Origin of the sequence: Saccharibacillus qingshengii (assembly GCF_013185195.1) — a bacterium.
Lineage (GTDB): Bacteria > Bacillota > Bacilli > Paenibacillales > Paenibacillaceae > Saccharibacillus > Saccharibacillus qingshengii.
This window is the reverse complement of record NZ_JAAZWC010000022.1, coordinates 38,968-53,814: the sequence shown is the minus strand read 5'-3', so window position 1 is coordinate 53,814 and position 14,847 is coordinate 38,968. Positions and strand designations below refer to the sequence as shown.

The 14,847-nt window shown below is 58.7% G+C and carries 12 protein-coding genes; 8 read left to right on the top strand and 4 right to left on the bottom strand.

What is annotated here, in order from left to right; all coding sequences use genetic code 11:
- Window positions 1-97 precede the first annotated feature (97 nt).
- The 4 genes from HRQ60_RS17320 (at window position 98) to HRQ60_RS17305 (ending at window position 5,426) form a co-directional block, all read left to right on the top strand.
- Window positions 98-940 carry a TerC family protein gene (locus HRQ60_RS17320; protein ID WP_172197958.1) on the top strand — a complete coding sequence of 281 codons (843 nt, stop codon included), beginning with the start codon at window positions 98-100 and terminating at the stop codon, window positions 938-940.
- A gap of 269 nt (window positions 941-1,209) precedes the next feature.
- Entirely contained in the window at window positions 1,210-1,662 is a 453-nt protein-coding gene (locus HRQ60_RS17315) for an IDEAL domain-containing protein (protein WP_172197955.1), read from the top strand.
- A gap of 607 nt (window positions 1,663-2,269) precedes the next feature.
- Window positions 2,270-3,577 (top strand): serine--tRNA ligase, encoded by a 1,308-nt coding sequence (gene serS / locus HRQ60_RS17310; protein WP_172197952.1) that lies wholly within the window; start codon window positions 2,270-2,272, stop codon window positions 3,575-3,577.
- 262 nt (window positions 3,578-3,839) lie between these two features.
- On the top strand, window positions 3,840-5,426 hold the full coding sequence (locus HRQ60_RS17305; protein WP_172197949.1) for a methyl-accepting chemotaxis protein: 1,587 nt from the start codon (window positions 3,840-3,842) through the stop codon (window positions 5,424-5,426).
- 151 nt (window positions 5,427-5,577) lie between these two features.
- Here the strand turns inward: HRQ60_RS17305 and HRQ60_RS17300 are convergent, their stop codons facing one another.
- Window positions 5,578-7,236 (bottom strand): NAD(P)H-hydrate dehydratase, encoded by a 1,659-nt coding sequence (locus tag HRQ60_RS17300; RefSeq protein WP_172197946.1) that lies wholly within the window; start codon window positions 7,234-7,236, stop codon window positions 5,578-5,580.
- A gap of 88 nt (window positions 7,237-7,324) precedes the next feature.
- The gene (locus HRQ60_RS17295; protein WP_172198027.1) at window positions 7,325-7,957 is read right to left on the bottom strand and encodes an NAD(P)-dependent oxidoreductase; all 633 of its coding nucleotides are present in this window, start codon (window positions 7,955-7,957) and stop codon (window positions 7,325-7,327) included.
- Window positions 7,958-8,296: 339 nt separating this feature from the next.
- On the opposite strand from HRQ60_RS17295, the gene HRQ60_RS17290 reads away from it, so the two are divergent.
- Window positions 8,297-9,226 carry a hypothetical protein gene (locus HRQ60_RS17290; RefSeq protein ID WP_172197943.1) on the top strand — a complete coding sequence of 310 codons (930 nt, stop codon included), beginning with the start codon at window positions 8,297-8,299 and terminating at the stop codon, window positions 9,224-9,226.
- A 167-nt stretch (window positions 9,227-9,393) separates the two neighbouring features.
- Here the strand turns inward: HRQ60_RS17290 and HRQ60_RS17285 are convergent, their stop codons facing one another.
- Window positions 9,394-9,846 (bottom strand): DUF4385 domain-containing protein, encoded by a 453-nt coding sequence (locus HRQ60_RS17285; protein ID WP_172197940.1) that lies wholly within the window; start codon window positions 9,844-9,846, stop codon window positions 9,394-9,396.
- A 39-nt stretch (window positions 9,847-9,885) separates the two neighbouring features.
- The gene (locus tag HRQ60_RS17280; RefSeq protein ID WP_172197937.1) at window positions 9,886-10,962 is read right to left on the bottom strand and encodes a lactonase family protein; all 1,077 of its coding nucleotides are present in this window, start codon (window positions 10,960-10,962) and stop codon (window positions 9,886-9,888) included.
- 243 nt (window positions 10,963-11,205) lie between these two features.
- Between HRQ60_RS17280 and HRQ60_RS17275 the strand changes: the two genes are divergently transcribed.
- The 3 genes from HRQ60_RS17275 (at window position 11,206) to HRQ60_RS17265 (ending at window position 14,806) form a co-directional block, all read left to right on the top strand.
- A complete protein-coding gene (locus tag HRQ60_RS17275) occupies window positions 11,206-12,135 on the top strand; it encodes an ArsR/SmtB family transcription factor (RefSeq protein WP_172197934.1) in 930 nt (309 codons plus the stop codon).
- Complete coding sequence (locus HRQ60_RS17270; protein ID WP_172197931.1) at window positions 12,135-13,241, top strand: MerR family transcriptional regulator; 1,107 nt, start codon at window positions 12,135-12,137, stop codon at window positions 13,239-13,241. Before HRQ60_RS17275 ends, HRQ60_RS17270 begins: the two co-directional genes overlap by 1 nt.
- Before the next feature lie 206 nt (window positions 13,242-13,447).
- On the top strand, window positions 13,448-14,806 hold the full coding sequence (locus HRQ60_RS17265; RefSeq protein WP_246281380.1) for an amidohydrolase: 1,359 nt from the start codon (window positions 13,448-13,450) through the stop codon (window positions 14,804-14,806).
- The last annotated feature ends 41 nt before the right edge of the window (window positions 14,807-14,847 follow it).

Sequence of the window (14,847 nt, the reverse complement as noted above, 5' to 3'; positions counted from 1 at the left end):
TCATCGTATCCTGTGGCGGTAAAAGTCTCTTTTGTTTTATTGGGGTCTTTTCATGGATAAGAGGGAATACAATCCCCACACAAAAGGAGAGAAGCTCATGGATTTGTCGTTAATGCTCGAATACGGATGGGTACTGCTCGTACTGATCGCGCTGGAAGGTCTCCTGGCTGCGGATAACGCGCTGGTACTGGCGATCATGGTCAAACCCCTGCCGGAAGAAGAGCGCAAGAAAGCTTTGTTCTACGGCCTTGTCGGAGCCTTTGTGCTTCGTTTCGGTTCCCTGTTCATTATCTCGTTCCTCGTAGACGTCTGGTGGATTCAAGCGATCGGAGCCGCGTACCTGCTGTTCATCTCGCTCAACCATATCATTAGGGCCATGCTCAAAAAGAAGTCGGAAACCGAAGAAGCGGAAGAATCCGCGGACGGCAAAGGCGTTGGCAAGAAGAAAGTCAGCTTCTGGGGCGTGGTCTTCAAAGTCGAGCTGGCCGACCTTGCATTCGCGGTCGACTCCATCCTTGCGGCTGTCGCTCTCGCGGTAGCGCTGCCTCCGACCAACTGGGGCACGATCGGCGGCTTGGACGCCGGACAATTTGCCGTAATCTTCGCAGGCGGATTTATCGGTCTCGTTATCATGCGTTTCGCGGCGAACCTGTTCGTCGGACTGCTGCACTCCCGTCCGGGTCTTGAAACGGCCGCTTTCGTTATCGTCGGCTGGGTGGGCGTCAAGCTCGCCATGCATACCCTCGGTCACGAAGCGATCGGTCTGGTCCCGCATGATTTTGTCGAAGGTACGATCTGGAAAACAACGTTCTACATTGTTCTCGTCTCGATCGCCCTGATCGGCTGGTTCACTTCCAAGAAGGTTGAAGTGAAAACGCACGAAGAACCGATTCGCGAAGTCGACGAACAAGCCAAGAAGCTTCCAAAGCTCGATAAATAATTGCGAATCCCCCATAGTACCCTGTATTTCAAGGTACCGGGCCGTCCTCTAGGACTGTCCGGTACCTTTTTGCGTGCGTGAAAAGTTGTGCGTATCGGAAGATGTTCCTATTAATCTTTTACGAGTAGATTTTTGCGTAATCATTTTAAAAAAAGCTATAAACTTTCATTTCCCTGCACCGATAAATAAGTCAAGAAGACAAGGCAACAACAAAAAACGACAAACTCATTCAATAAACGACAAATACAAAAGAGAGAGGTGCAGCAATCATGATCATGCTGAATACTAAAGGAATCATGGAAGTTCTCCACAAACAAATCGCCAAGTTTTTCGAAGCGGAGCCTGTACTGCTTGAACTGACCCAGGATGTCCAAAACGGCAGCAGTGAAGAAGCCGGTCAGACGCTGCACTTCTCCAACCCCCACTACTGGGTCAAAGTGATGGACTGCTCGTTCGAAAGCTACGTCAGACCGGTGATCCTCTGCGAAGTGATCTACTTCCTGAAAAAAGAATACATGGACGCCGAAGTCGAAGTAAACGTCGATATCGACCTCTCCGCCAATGCCGAAGAACGCATCACCATTTCCGCCAGCATCAGCTTCAACGACCAGGTCGAATTGGAGCGCGGCGAACTGAACAACCTGATCGACCTTGCCCTGCAGCTCAAAGACAAAGAATGGTTCGAAGAACTGTCGAACCGTTACAACGCCATCAGCGCCTAACACGGCTGGACGTCTCGACAACCTGCCAAGCAAGCATTCGACAAAATCGGACAGCTCCTACTCTTTCTGCATATCGCGTCCGATATCAAACTTCATCCGCTTTTTTCACCTCAGGGTGTACTGCGGACTCCCGACTAGTATCCTTCATCCAGACTTCGCTTCTATCGCCGGGACCCGCTTCATCATATCTTTTTCTCCTTCCCTTTCGGCGTATCTTCTCCCTTCAACTCCAGCCCGATACGCCTGCAGGCTCCGGATTCTCCCCGAATCCGGGCCTTTTTTTGTGCCGATGACGATTGGCGGGATTGACGGACGCGCGCAGACGGCGTTATACTGGGGATCACAATTTCAGAACCCTTACATGCCGATGAAGAGCATCCAACTCCGAGGCGTTTTCGTCAAGGGCCTGCGCAGAGTTGCAGTTGATCCGCAGGCCGCCTAAGTCAACCGGTATTCGCCCGTTATCGCGGAATCCAGAGCGGATCGCTCCTTCGGGAACGGTCAAATTGGGTGGCACCGCGAGCGTAGATTACGCCCCTCGTCCCAAACGAGAGGGCGTTTTTGCGTTTTTTCTACCCCCAATTTTACTCAAGGAGCGTGCATGCACATGATGGACATCAAGGATATTCGGGAACGGGCGGAAGAGTTTCAGGCGGCGGCAGACGGCAAAAAAATCGGGATATCGATCGCGGAGCTGCTCGGCACGGACGATCGCAGACGCGAGCTGTCGGTGCGCGCGGAAGCGCTGCGGACCCTGCGCAACCGCCGAAGTGCGGCCGTAGCTGCCCGGATCGCTGCCGGAGAAGACGCCGAAGCCTCGTTGGAAAAAGAACGGATTCGGGCGGAAAAAGAAGAGCTGGCGAACGTGAAGGACGAACTTGAGACTGTTATGCTCCGCTACCGCTATCTGATGGACCGGGTGCCGAATCGGGTATCGCCGGACACTCCCTTCGGAGAATCGGATGCGGATAATGTCGAAATCGCGGTCGCCGGGCAGATTCCGGACTTTGATTTCAAGCCGAAAGACCATGTCGAATTGGGTGAAATTCACGGATTATTCGACATGGAGCGCGGCGTCAAAGTCGCGGGAAGCCGAAGCTATTTTCTCAAAGGAAACGGACTCAAACTCCAGCGCGCCGTGCAGCAGCTGGCTTTGGATCTGCTGGAAGAACGAGGATTTACCGGAATGGACGTGCCGCTGATCGTTCGGACCAAAGCGATGCACGACACCGGATTTTTCCCTACAGGGCAGGATCAAACCTATAAGATAGAAGGAGAAGACGCGTGGTTGGCGGGAACTTCGGAAGTGCCGCTGATTGCGTATTTCTCGAATGAGACGCTGGATGTGAAGGAACCGATTAAGGTCGCCGGGATCTCGACCTGCTTCCGCAGCGAAGTCGGTTCGGCCGGACGGGACGTTCGCGGGCTCTACAGGGTGCATCAATTCGCCAAAGTCGAACAGGTCGTTATTTGTCGAAATGACAGCGAAGAATCGGAGCGGCTGCTGCAGGAAATTACACGAAATGCAGAAGATCTGCTGGACCGGTTGGAGCTCCCGTATCGCAAAGTGGCCGTCTGTATCGGAGATCTGTCGCAAAAAAATTACAAGCAGTACGATATCGAAACGTGGATGCCGAGCCGGGGCGCTTACGGCGAGACCCATTCGGCTTCGCATGTCGGCAATTTCCAGGCCCGACGGGCCGGTCTGCGCTATCGGGATAAAGACGGAAACCTTCGTTTCTGCCATACGCTGAACAATACGGCTGCCGCAGTACCCCGTCTGCTCATCCCCCTGCTGGAAAATCACCAGCGCGAAGACGGCTCGATTTATCTGCCGCAGGCGCTTCGTCCTTATCTGGGAGGACTCGAATTCCTTGCTGCTCCCGCTTGTATAGCTTGGCAAGCGGACAAATAAATTTCACAAACAAAGTTCTGGAAATCCGATATCCGCACTCGCAGAGCCGCCGTCCTTCAAGGAATGGCGGCCTTTTTTCGTACGGATTACGTTTGGATCTCGGTATGTATAAAATATATTTTTTTACAATTATGTGTTTGGGGTATCAAAAATATCGGATAGGTTGACGACAAATACAGGTATCAAGGCAAAACCCAAAAACCAGGGCTGCAGGAGCAGACGTGCCCGGTAGACCCAATATAATAAAACGGAGTGATTTGGTATGCGATGGTTCAGAAATCGAAAAATCTTCACCAAGCTTATGACGGTAGTAATGACCATGACACTCATTACGGCGGGCGTCGGACTCTACGGTCTGGCCAATATCAACATGATGCGCCACAATCTCAATCAGCTGTACAGCAACAATATGCTGCCGATCCGGAACCTGTCCTTTACCGAAAGCACCCTGCTGAAACTGCGCATCATCTCCCGTGATATCGCAATTGCTACCACCCCGGAACAAAAGAAAGAAATTGCCGATACGGTCGCGCCGCTGGTCGAGAAAGTAACGTCCAATATGAACGCCTACCGGGCCACCGACCTGACTCCCGAAGAAACCGTACTGCTCACCGATTTCGAAAAATATTGGACCGAATATCAGAAGCTGTACGGAACAGCCATCGATATTGCCCAAACGGGCAGCGAAGCGGAATTCCAGAATTACGTGAACGATAAGGTTTCCACGACCAGTAATCTGATGTACGAATCGATCGAACAGCTGGGAACGCTCAACGAGCAGTTCGCTACCGCCGCCAATACAAAATCGACCGGCGATGTGAACAAAGCTTCGATGTGGACGCTGATCGTAATCGGTGCTTCGCTTGTGTTCGGTCTGCTGCTCGTGGCGCTGGTTACCAGCATGATCAGCCGCCCGGTCCAACGGATCGGAGACGTCGTGAAAAAGATCGCCGACGGCGACCTGCGCGAGAAATCCGATTACCAGGCCAAAGACGAAGTCGGCGATCTGTCGTTGTCCATCAATAAAATGGTCGATACTCTCTCCGTTCTGATCGGCGGCATCCAGGATTCCGCCCAGAACGTAGCGGCTTCGTCTCAGGAAATCTCGGCCAGCACCCAGCAGATTGCCGGCGGGACATCCGTGCAGCTGCAGGCCGCCCGTTCGATCAACGAACTGTTCAAAGATATGTCGATCGCTATCGACGATGTAGCCAAAGGTGCGGAAGGTGCCGCAGAACTGTCGAATGCGACGGTAGAAATGGCCCAGGCCGGCGGCGAAACGATCCAGCTTGCCCTGCAAAGTATGGAAGACGTAACGGAACAGGTCGGCAAACTGGAAGAGCATTCGGTAAAAATCGGCGATATTATCGGCGTAATCGACGATATTTCCGCCCAGACGAACCTGCTTGCCCTTAATGCCGCGATCGAAGCCGCACGGGCCGGCGAATCGGGCCTCGGCTTTGCCGTGGTCGCCGACGAAGTGCGCAAATTGGCGGAACGCAGCGGTGCGGCGACCAAGGAGATCACGTCGATCATTCGCGCCATGCAGCTTAACATCGACCGAAGCGTAACGGCCGTCAACACCAATCTCCAGCATGCCGGCGAATCCGGACGCGCCTTCAGCGATATTATTGAACATGTTAGCAGCACTTCGCTCAAGGTCAACGGCATCGCCGCGGCCAGCGAAGAACAAGCGGCGCAAACCAGCGAAGTCATGCACTCACTTAGCGGGATCGCAGGCGCAAGCGAGGAATCGGCAGCCGCAAGCGAACAGACGGCTTCGTCCTCCCATGCCCTTGCCCAGCTTGCGGATCAACTGCATCTGTCCGTGTCCACCTTCCGGGTGTAACCTACCGTAGAGCGGCCGTTTCCTTTTGAAATCGAAAAAACCTGTCTTTTTCCCTTATGGGAAGAAGACAGGTTTTCGGCATGTTCGGAGCGGAATCCGGCATCCCGAGGTTCAGGGACGAAGCCGGAACCGGCACGCAGGCAGACGCGCTCTAGAGCGCTTCGATCACGTCGCCGGCCAGCAGCGACGCGGGGTGCTCGCGCAGCTCCGCCGCGCGCTCGCCGGCGCGGCCGTGAAGGTAGACGCCAAAGGCGGCGGCCTGCAGCGGCGTCAGACCCTGGGCGATCAGACCCGAGATCGCCCCGGTCAGCACATCGCCGGTGCCCCCGGTCGACATGCCGGGATGCCCCGTCGTATTGACGAAGACGGCTCCGTCCGGCGAAGCCACGACCGTGCGGGCGCCTTTGAGTACGAGGGTGACGCCATAGTCGGCGGCGTAAGCCCGAGCCGCACCGATCCGGTCCTGCTGCAGTTCGGCGGTCGGTACGCCGAGCAGGCGGCCCATCTCCCCGGGATGCGGCGTCAGCACGACGTTCTCGCGGCGGCCCCACCGCTTGACGTCTTCTCCGGCATCCGCCAGAATATTCAGCCCGTCCGCGTCAAGTACAAGCGGAACATCCGAGCCGGTCCACAGTTCGCGAAGCCATTCGACATCGCCGTCGAAACGGCCGAGGCCGGGCCCTACAGCCAGTACATCCATCTTGGAAGCCAACTTCAGGATCGCGGCGGCCGAACTGCGCTGCCAGCCGTCTCCTTCCGAGGCTTCCGCCACCATCAGCTCCGGCACATGGCCGACAATATCCGGCAGCAGCGCCTGCGGGAGCGCCCAGGTCACCAGGCCGCTCCCGATCCGCAGCGCGGCGCGGGAAGCCATGAATCCGGCGCCGCTCATCAGCCGGCTGCCGCCGACAACGAGCACATGGCCGTAGGTGCCTTTGTGGCTGTCTTCGGCTCTGCGCCGGGAAACGTCGATCTTAAGCGTACCTTGCAGCGAACGCTCCGTGATCAGATGCGTATTCGGACGCTCGGCGATCCGACCGGCAGCCAACCGGGGAATGCCGACCGCGCGCACGCGCACTTCGCCGGCGGCTCCGGCTCCCGGATACTGTACCAGTCCCGCCTTAAGGAAGGCGATACAGACTGTCCGCACAGCGCGGATACCGTTCTCCGCGATCTGTCCCGTATCGGCATTCAGGCCGCTCGGCACATCGGCCGCCACAATCGGCAGTCCGCTGTCGTTCGCCGCGCGGATCAGCGCGGCGTAAGGCTCGCGCGGCTCGCCGCTCGCGCCCACCCCGAGCAGCGCATCGACAAGGCCGGTAAAGCGCCCGAAGTCCGGCACTGTACCGACTTCAAGCACCGGAATGCCGGAACGACAGGCGGCCCGGTATTGGGACGCCGCTTGTTCCGAGAAGCGGTCTTCGCTCTTGGCGCACAGAATCGAGACGTTCACCCCGGCATCCTGCAGGTAGCGGGCGGCCGCCAGACCGTCGCTGCCGTTGTTTCCTTTGCCGGTCAGGATCAGCCAGTGTTCCCGCTCCGCTCCGTCGAACGGAGCGATAAGTCCGTCTTCGTACACGGGACTCTCAGAAGTTACCCCACGCTTGGAGGAACCGTCGGGCCGCGTTCCGGCCGCCGCTTCGGGGAGGCGGCCGGAGCCGGATGCGCCGCGGCGTTCGCGGCACAGTTCCAGCACTTCTTCGGCGACCGCACGGCCGGCGGATTCGATCAAGGCAAGCGGCGAAATTCCCAGTTCGTCGATCGTATAGCGGTCAATCTGCTGCATCTGCTGCGAAGTTACGATTAGCATGAGGTTCAATCGTCTCCTTTCGTCGGTGCATCCGGCATTCCGGATGCTTCGCCTTCGAGGAACATCGGTCGGCGCGGGCCGATTCGGATCAGTAGCCGACCGTAAAGCGGGCGCGGATAAAGTTCGGATCGTCCAGTTCGTCCACGATCGCCGCGGCAAAATCTTCGATACTGATCCGGCTGTGTCCTTCGTCGTCGGTGACCAGCAGCGACATCCCGACCCGGAAGTTGCCGGTGCGGCGGCCGGGTTCGATCCAGGCGGCCGGGCTGGCATACGTCCAGTCCAGATCGCTCTGCGCAAAAATCTCATACGCTTCCGCGTGCGCCTGCGCCAACGGAAGCAGTTCCTGCGGATATTCCGGGCTGTCCATCAGCCGGACTCCCGGCGCTGTCAGCAGCGTGCCGGAACCGCCGGCCACGATCAGCCGGGTAACGCCGGCGGCATGCGCGCCTTCGATAATCAGCCGCGCCGCTTCGGGAAGCAGCGACCCTTCGCCCGGCTCCGACCCGAAAGCGGTCAGAATCGCATCGCAGCCCGCGGCCGCAGCCGCGATCGCGCCGGGTCCGAGCAGATCGCCGGTTCGGATCGTAAGCGCCGCATGTTCTTCATGAAGCCGCGACGGTTCGCGCAGCAGAGCCGTGACCTCGCATTTGCGGTAAAGCGCTTCTTTGACCAGACCGCGTCCGATCGCACCGTCCGCTCCAAGTACCAGAACTTTCATCAATTCCAATTTGTTCCCGTCCTCTCGTTTGGCCGCCTTGCGGCCGGATGTGGATATTCCTTTCCGGCAAATTGCCGGGAAACGGAACGTTTTTCTTTCTTTATAATACCCGTTTCGGGAGGCGGCCTCTCAGCGGAGCTTCGTCGTCCGGGCAAAATTCCTCTCCCGCTCCGCAAGCCGCCGGCGCAGTCCGTATACGGCCGCCTTTTCTCCCTGCGTTCCGAATTGTACGCGCGACCCGCCTCTTTGTCCATGAATTCGCTTTATTGAAGCTTGAAGAGGCAGGAGGCTTGTGTAATAGTGGAGAGGACAGGTTATGCGAGAGGAAGGCGAATCGGAATGGAAACGTATGTCTGGCTGGCAACGGCCGCATTTGCGATATGGATCTACGAACAGGCCCGCAGGGCGCTGAGCCGGAGGTCCACGAACCGCGAACGAAGGCTTCGCACAGCGCTGGAAGCGCTGGGATCGGCGGCGGCGCTGGTAGACGAAATGATTGAATCCCCGACGGTACCGGCCTTAAGCCGGCTGCGGGAACGCCTGCTGCTCTGTCAGGGCATGCAGGGCTTCGCATCCGATCTGGACGGCCATCTGGCTCTGTATGTGCAGGGCGGCGAATCCAAACGCCTGCCGCTGCTGCAGGAAGTGCTGCACCGCGAACTGGATCGGACCCGCCACGAGCTGGCTCTGCTGCTCGAACGGGAAGAACGGCCGTCCTGGGGCGGCGGATTCCTGCGCCTGCTGAAGCCGGCGCTGGTCCCGGCCCTGCTGGCGGGCGCGGGAGCCGCCGTATGGCAGTATATCCGGGAGCCGGAGATGTACGGCTCCGTATGGCTTCCGCTGTGCCGCCTGTTCTCCTGGCTGCTGGCGGCACTGCTCGCGGCCCGGCTGCTCGAGCCGGGCTACCGGGCCGAACGCCCCGTGCTGCGGCGCGTGGTGCCGCTGCTCGCGGCGGCTCCGGCCCTGCTGCATCCGCTGATGAACGCGGAAGCGGCTCCGTGGCTGCTGGGCGTGCAGCTGGCGCTTGCGGCCGCAGGCTTTGCCTGGCTGCAGCCTGCGGCAGGCAAACGGCGCGAGCGGCCCTATGCGGGCTACTCGCCGCAGCTGCGCCCGCCTGCGGAAGAGCCCGCGACTTTTCCGAAGCGCAGCTCGGCGGCGCATGCCCATCACGCCCATCACGCTGCGCAGCCGATCAAGGCGCCGGATCGCGAGTCGGAACAGGCTGCTGCCGGAGTCTCCGATTCCGAAGGCGCACTGTCCCCGCGCTGAATCCGGCGGGCAGGCTATCCCCTATACAAAAACCGCGGATCCCTTAAGGACCCGCGGTCTTCAAAAGCCGGGAATCCCCGGCTTTTTTTGCTGCCTGCTTCACCGGCGCCCGGACCTGAACCGCTGCCAGCCAACGGCCAGCCGCTTGGCCGCACGCGCAGAACGCCTTATTTCTCGTAGCGCGCTTTGTGTTCTTCCTTCATGCGGATATAATCCGGATCGGTTTTGGCCTGTTCCCAAGCTTCTTTAAAAATCGCGGCCGACTCCGCTTTGACCGGATCGCCTTTGCTGATCGAAAGCGTTCCGTTCTCCGCATATTTGCGGCCGCCTTTGTAATTCGTATAGCGCCTTGCGCGCGTATAGCCCATCTGCAGAAATTTGCGCGCCATATCCATGCCGACAAAATCTTCCGCTTCTTTGTAAGCAAGAAACAGCTCGCGGATCTTCTCGGAAGATTCGCGGGCAATTTCCGGCGTTTTGAAACGCCAATACGGCAGAATCTCGTTCTTGTACGGCTGCACGAGCAGGACTCCCTGCTCGCCGCGTCCCACCCGGTACAGCTCGGGCTGTTTGCGCAAATCCAGGTTTTCATAGTCCAGATCGTAATCGAATGCTTTCATCGCCCGCGCCTCCTTCTGTTCGCTTTTCGCAGTTGGTTTTCAAATCATCCAGTCTGCGGAGTCCGCTTCCGGCATCGGGCAGATACATACCGGACGACTCCGTTCCAGCGCATATCCGATTGGAGTCAACCGCCCGTCTTCCGCCCCGATCGCAAAAGAAACGATGCGGCCGCTCTCTTGGTTGGCCGCCACCAAAAAACCGCCCAGAATCGCGAAGTGGCGCGGAATCCGGCCTCCGGAAGATACGCGTTCGACCAGCGACAGCCGCCCGTCCGAAGGATCGACGGCAAACTGCGTAATGCTGTCGTCCCCGCGGTTCGACACATACACGTATTTGCCGCAGGGCGATACTGCCGTGTGGGCCGCGGTGTTCGCCGGATCGGACGCCTGTTCTGCCGGCAGCAGAGCTTCGCGCTGAAACGGAGTCAGACCGCCGCTTTGCGGCTCGTATTCCAGCGCCGTCACCGTATTATTCAGCTCGCCCGATACATAAGCCCATCTGCCGCCGGGGTGAAAAGCGAGCGTCCGGGGCCCGGTACCCGCAGGAAGCTCGATATCTTCTTGTTTGAACAGCCGCTCATCTTCCAGCGTATATCTGGCGATCCGGTCTGTCCCGAGATCCGGAGCAAACAGGAACGTTCCGTCCGGCGAAGGTACGAACGCATGCGGATGCGCGCTTTCCTGCCGCTGCGGATGGGTGCCGGATCCCGAGTGCTGCACGCAGCTCACCTGTTCCAGCAAGCCATGGGCCCGAATCGAGAAGGCCGACACGCTGCCGCCGTAGTTGGCGGCAAGCAGTATTTTTCCGTTCGGAGTCGCACTGACGAAACACGGCGCTGCGCCTTCGGAAGCGGTCCGGCCGTGCAGATGCAGCTCATAGGTCTCCGGATCAAGCGTGTAAGCGACAATCTCGCCATAGTCTTTTTCGCTCACCGCATACAAATGGGTCCGATTCGGACAGACGATCAGATACGACGGATTCTCGATGCCGCCCATACCGGACACGAGGTGCAGCTCGCCCGTTTTTTCGTTGAGGGTGCAGTGAAACAGTCCTTCTTCTTCCTCCGATGCGTACGTGCCTACGTAGAAATGTCTTGCCCGTTCAACTGCGGTCATCTTTACAGTCTCCTTTTATGCCAACCCGCGCTCGATGCCCAAGCCGGTTCTGAAGTCTTTCTATGTCTCCTTATTAACGGGAATTCATGCTGTATGAAACGAGTTCGCCTAAATTCGCTTGTTTTCGACAGTCGAATCCCGCCTAACCTTTGTTATCCGTGCTTTTGAACGCTTCGCATTATATACTGATAGGAAACGATCCCCGATCGGATATTCGAAAATCGCTACCATTTGGAGGAAGCCATGGAACTCGACATTACCGAACAATCGCTGCCCGTGTACGAAGCGCTTGCCAGCAAAGTCCGTCTGAATCTGCTTGCCCTGCTCGCCGAACGTCCGATGAACGTACGCGAACTGGCCGAAGCATCGAATCTCAGCAGCGCGATCATGACCATGCATGTGCGCAAACTGGAGACGGCCGGACTCATCCGCACGGAACGGATGGCCGGCCGGGGCGGAGCGCGCAAAGTCTGCTCGCTGGCCGAAGACCGCATCGAGATCACCCTGCCCAAAGCGGGCAGCGACCGGCGGTCCGTTCATCCGGTCAATGTGCCGATCGGCCATTTTACCGATTGGGAAGTCCATCCGACCTGCGGCCTGGCGACTACGGAAAAAATGATCGGCCAGTTCGACGACCCGCGGTTTTTCCTGTCGCCCGAACGGGTCAACGCTTCGATCCTCTGGTTCGGCCAAGGCTTTGTGGAGTACCGCGCGCCGAACTTCCTTCTGTCGAGCCAAACGCCCGATGAACTGGAGATTTCGATGGAAATCTCGTCCGAAGCGCCGGGAATCGACGAAGATTGGCCGTCCGATATCACGTTTCATCTGAACGGCGTCGATCTCGGGACTTGGACAAGCCCGGGCGATTACGGCAAACGGCGCGGGAATCTCACCCCGGCGTGGTGGCCGAACGATATCAACCAGTACGGGCTGCTCAAGCGGCTCAAGATCAACCGGACCGGCACGTTCATGGACGGCACGCCGCTCTCTTCCGTGACGCTGGATCAGATCTCCCCGTCGAGCAAAGAATGGAAGCTGCGGATCGGCGTGCGCAGCGAAGCGCAGCATGTTGGCGGCATGACGCTGTTCGGCAGCGGCTTCGGCAATTATAACCAGGACATCCTGTTCCGGCTATACTACCGCGACGCAATGAAGCCGGAGCCCGCCTTGTAATGCGGATTCAGCAGCTTTCGCAAAAACTCGGACTGTCGGCCCGCTCGATCCGTTTCTACGAAGCGAAAGGGCTGCTGCCGCCTGCCCGGCGGTTGGAGAACGGGTATCGGGTCTTCGGCCCGGAGGACGAAAAGCGCTTGAAACGGATTGCCGCGCTGCGGGAGATCGGTCTGACGCTCGAAGAGATCGGCGCGCTGCCGTCTGCCGAAGGTTCGGCGGAAACGGACGAAGCGATTCGCAAAGCGCTGGAGCGGCGGCGCTCGGAGCTGTTTGCGCAGAAAAACCAGCTGGAGCGCGATCTGGAAACGGTCGGGCGCATGATCTCGCGTTCCGAATCGAACGCCGCGCCGGATGCGGCCTCTGTCGAAGAAGACGCATGGTTCGTCATGGCCGCCGAATTGAAACGGATCCGGGAACTTCATGCCGGTTGGACCGACGTCTGGGATTTCGACGCACAGGCCGCCCTGCACGACGAACGCGTGCTTGGCGGCGCTTCTCCCGCCCATCCCTATTACGCGCAGGCGTTGGAAGCGGTCCGGGAACTGATCCGTCCGCATCAAGGGGAATCGGGGCTCGATATCGGAACGGGGACCGGCAATCTGGCCGGGCTGCTGATTCGCGAAGGCGCCATCATGTCGGCGGCGGAGCAGTCGAGCGCCATGCTGGAGATCTGTCGGGCCAAACTGCCTCAGCTCGACGCACGGACAGGAAACTTCCTCTATCTGCCCTTCGACCGCGGCAGCTTCGACTTCGCGGTCAGCAGCTATGCTTTCCATCACTTGAACGACGAGCAGAAGCCTTTGGCCCTGCGGGAAATCCGCCGGGTGCTGAAGCCCGGCGGCCGATTTGGCCTGGTCGATACGATGTTCACGGACTCGGCGCACCGCGAACGCCGAATCCGTGAACTTGAACAGGCTGAACGTTCGAATGCCCGGTCGGAGGAGCCGCCGCTTTCTGCGCGATCAGAAGCCGGGGAGCTTTTTCAAATTCGGAATTCGTACGAAGCGCATCTCGACGAACTGCTGGCTCTGCTGGACTCGGAAGGGTGGCAGACCCAATATTCCCGCGTGTCGGGCCGGGTCTACGCCCTATTGATATCGACTTGAATCTTCGAAGCGGCTCTACGTTTTCCGGGCTGCTTTTTTGGTGCGTTTGTCGAGCCTTCCCTCCCTGTTCCCAACTTCCCGATCTTCCCCGCTTGACCTTGACGCCGCGTCAAGGTCTATGCTTGGCTGCAGGCGAAACGGATTTGCGGCATGCGTCGATTCCGACAAGTGCCGCCGCGTTTTGCAAAGCGAGAGGAGAAGAGGACATGACCGAAAAATACGAAAAAAACGCACGCGAACAAGCCGGCCTTGTGATCGAAGGGGCGGCGATTGTCACGATGGAAAACAAAAAGAGGCCCGAGAGCGGCCCGTTTATCGGAGATATTCGGATCGCAAACGGAAGGATCGACGCAATCCGTAACGGCGATTCGGGCACCCCCGGTCTGGCACAACCCGGAGACGAGATTCTCGATGCCCGCGGATGCGTAGCCATGCCGGGGCTCGTCAACGCGCATCAACATACGCCGATGGCGCTGCTGCGCGGGTTCGCAGACGAACTGAAGCTGATGGATTGGCTGGAATCGAAGATGTTTCCGGCCGAAGCCCGAATGACGCCCGATGATATCGCGGTGGGCTGCCGACTGGCGATGGCCGAGATGATCCGCTCGGGAACGACGGCTTTTGCGGATATGTATATCCATATGGACCGGATTGCCGAAGAGACTCTTCGCAGCGGGATGCGGGCTTCGCTGACTCGCGGCTTAATTACCGCGGACGATGATAACGGACGGCGCATGAACGAAGCTCTTGATCTGATCGGACGCTTCGAAGGCGCCGGTAACGGGCGCATTACGACCATGCTCGGTCCCCATTCGCCTTATCTGTGCTCGCCGGAATCGCTCGGCGAGATCGTCCGCCTGGCAGAAGAGATGAATATTCCGATTCATATCCATCTGGCGGAGACGATCGAGGAAGTCGCGATCCTTCGCGAGCGCTGCGGCCGTACGCCAACCGAGCACCTGCATGAGTTGGGTCTGCTGAACGCACGGACGCATACGCTGCTTGCGCACGCCGTTCATTTGAGCGCCAGCGATATCCGATTGCTGCGCGGCATGCGCGGCGGCGTCAGCCATAACCCGGTCAGCAATATGAAGCTCGGCTGCGGAACGGCCCCGATTGCGGCCATGCGCCGCGAAGGCATTCCGATCGGTCTCGGAACCGATGGAGCCGGCAGTGCGGCAACGCTCGACATGTTTCAGGAAATCCGCGCGGCTGCCTGGATGCACAAATCGGCAGCCGGTGACCCCGCGGCATTCGGCGCTTACGATGCCCTGCATATGGCTACGGCCGGCAGCGCGGAACTGCTTGGGCTCGGCGCAGAGATCGGCATGCTGACCGTCGGGAGAAAAGCGGATCTGATCCTGGTCGACATGCGCAGGCCGCATCTTCAGCCCGTACATGACTTCTACTCGCTGCTTGCCTATGCGGCAAACGGTTCCGACGTCGAGACCGTCATCGTTGACGGCCGCTTCCTGATGCGCGATCGGCAGCTGCTGACGATCGATGAAGAAGCGACGCTGCGCGAAGCGGCAGCCGCAGCGAGACGGATCACTGCCGGAATCTAGATGTCGATTGATGAGTATATCCGTATAAAAAAAGAACCCGC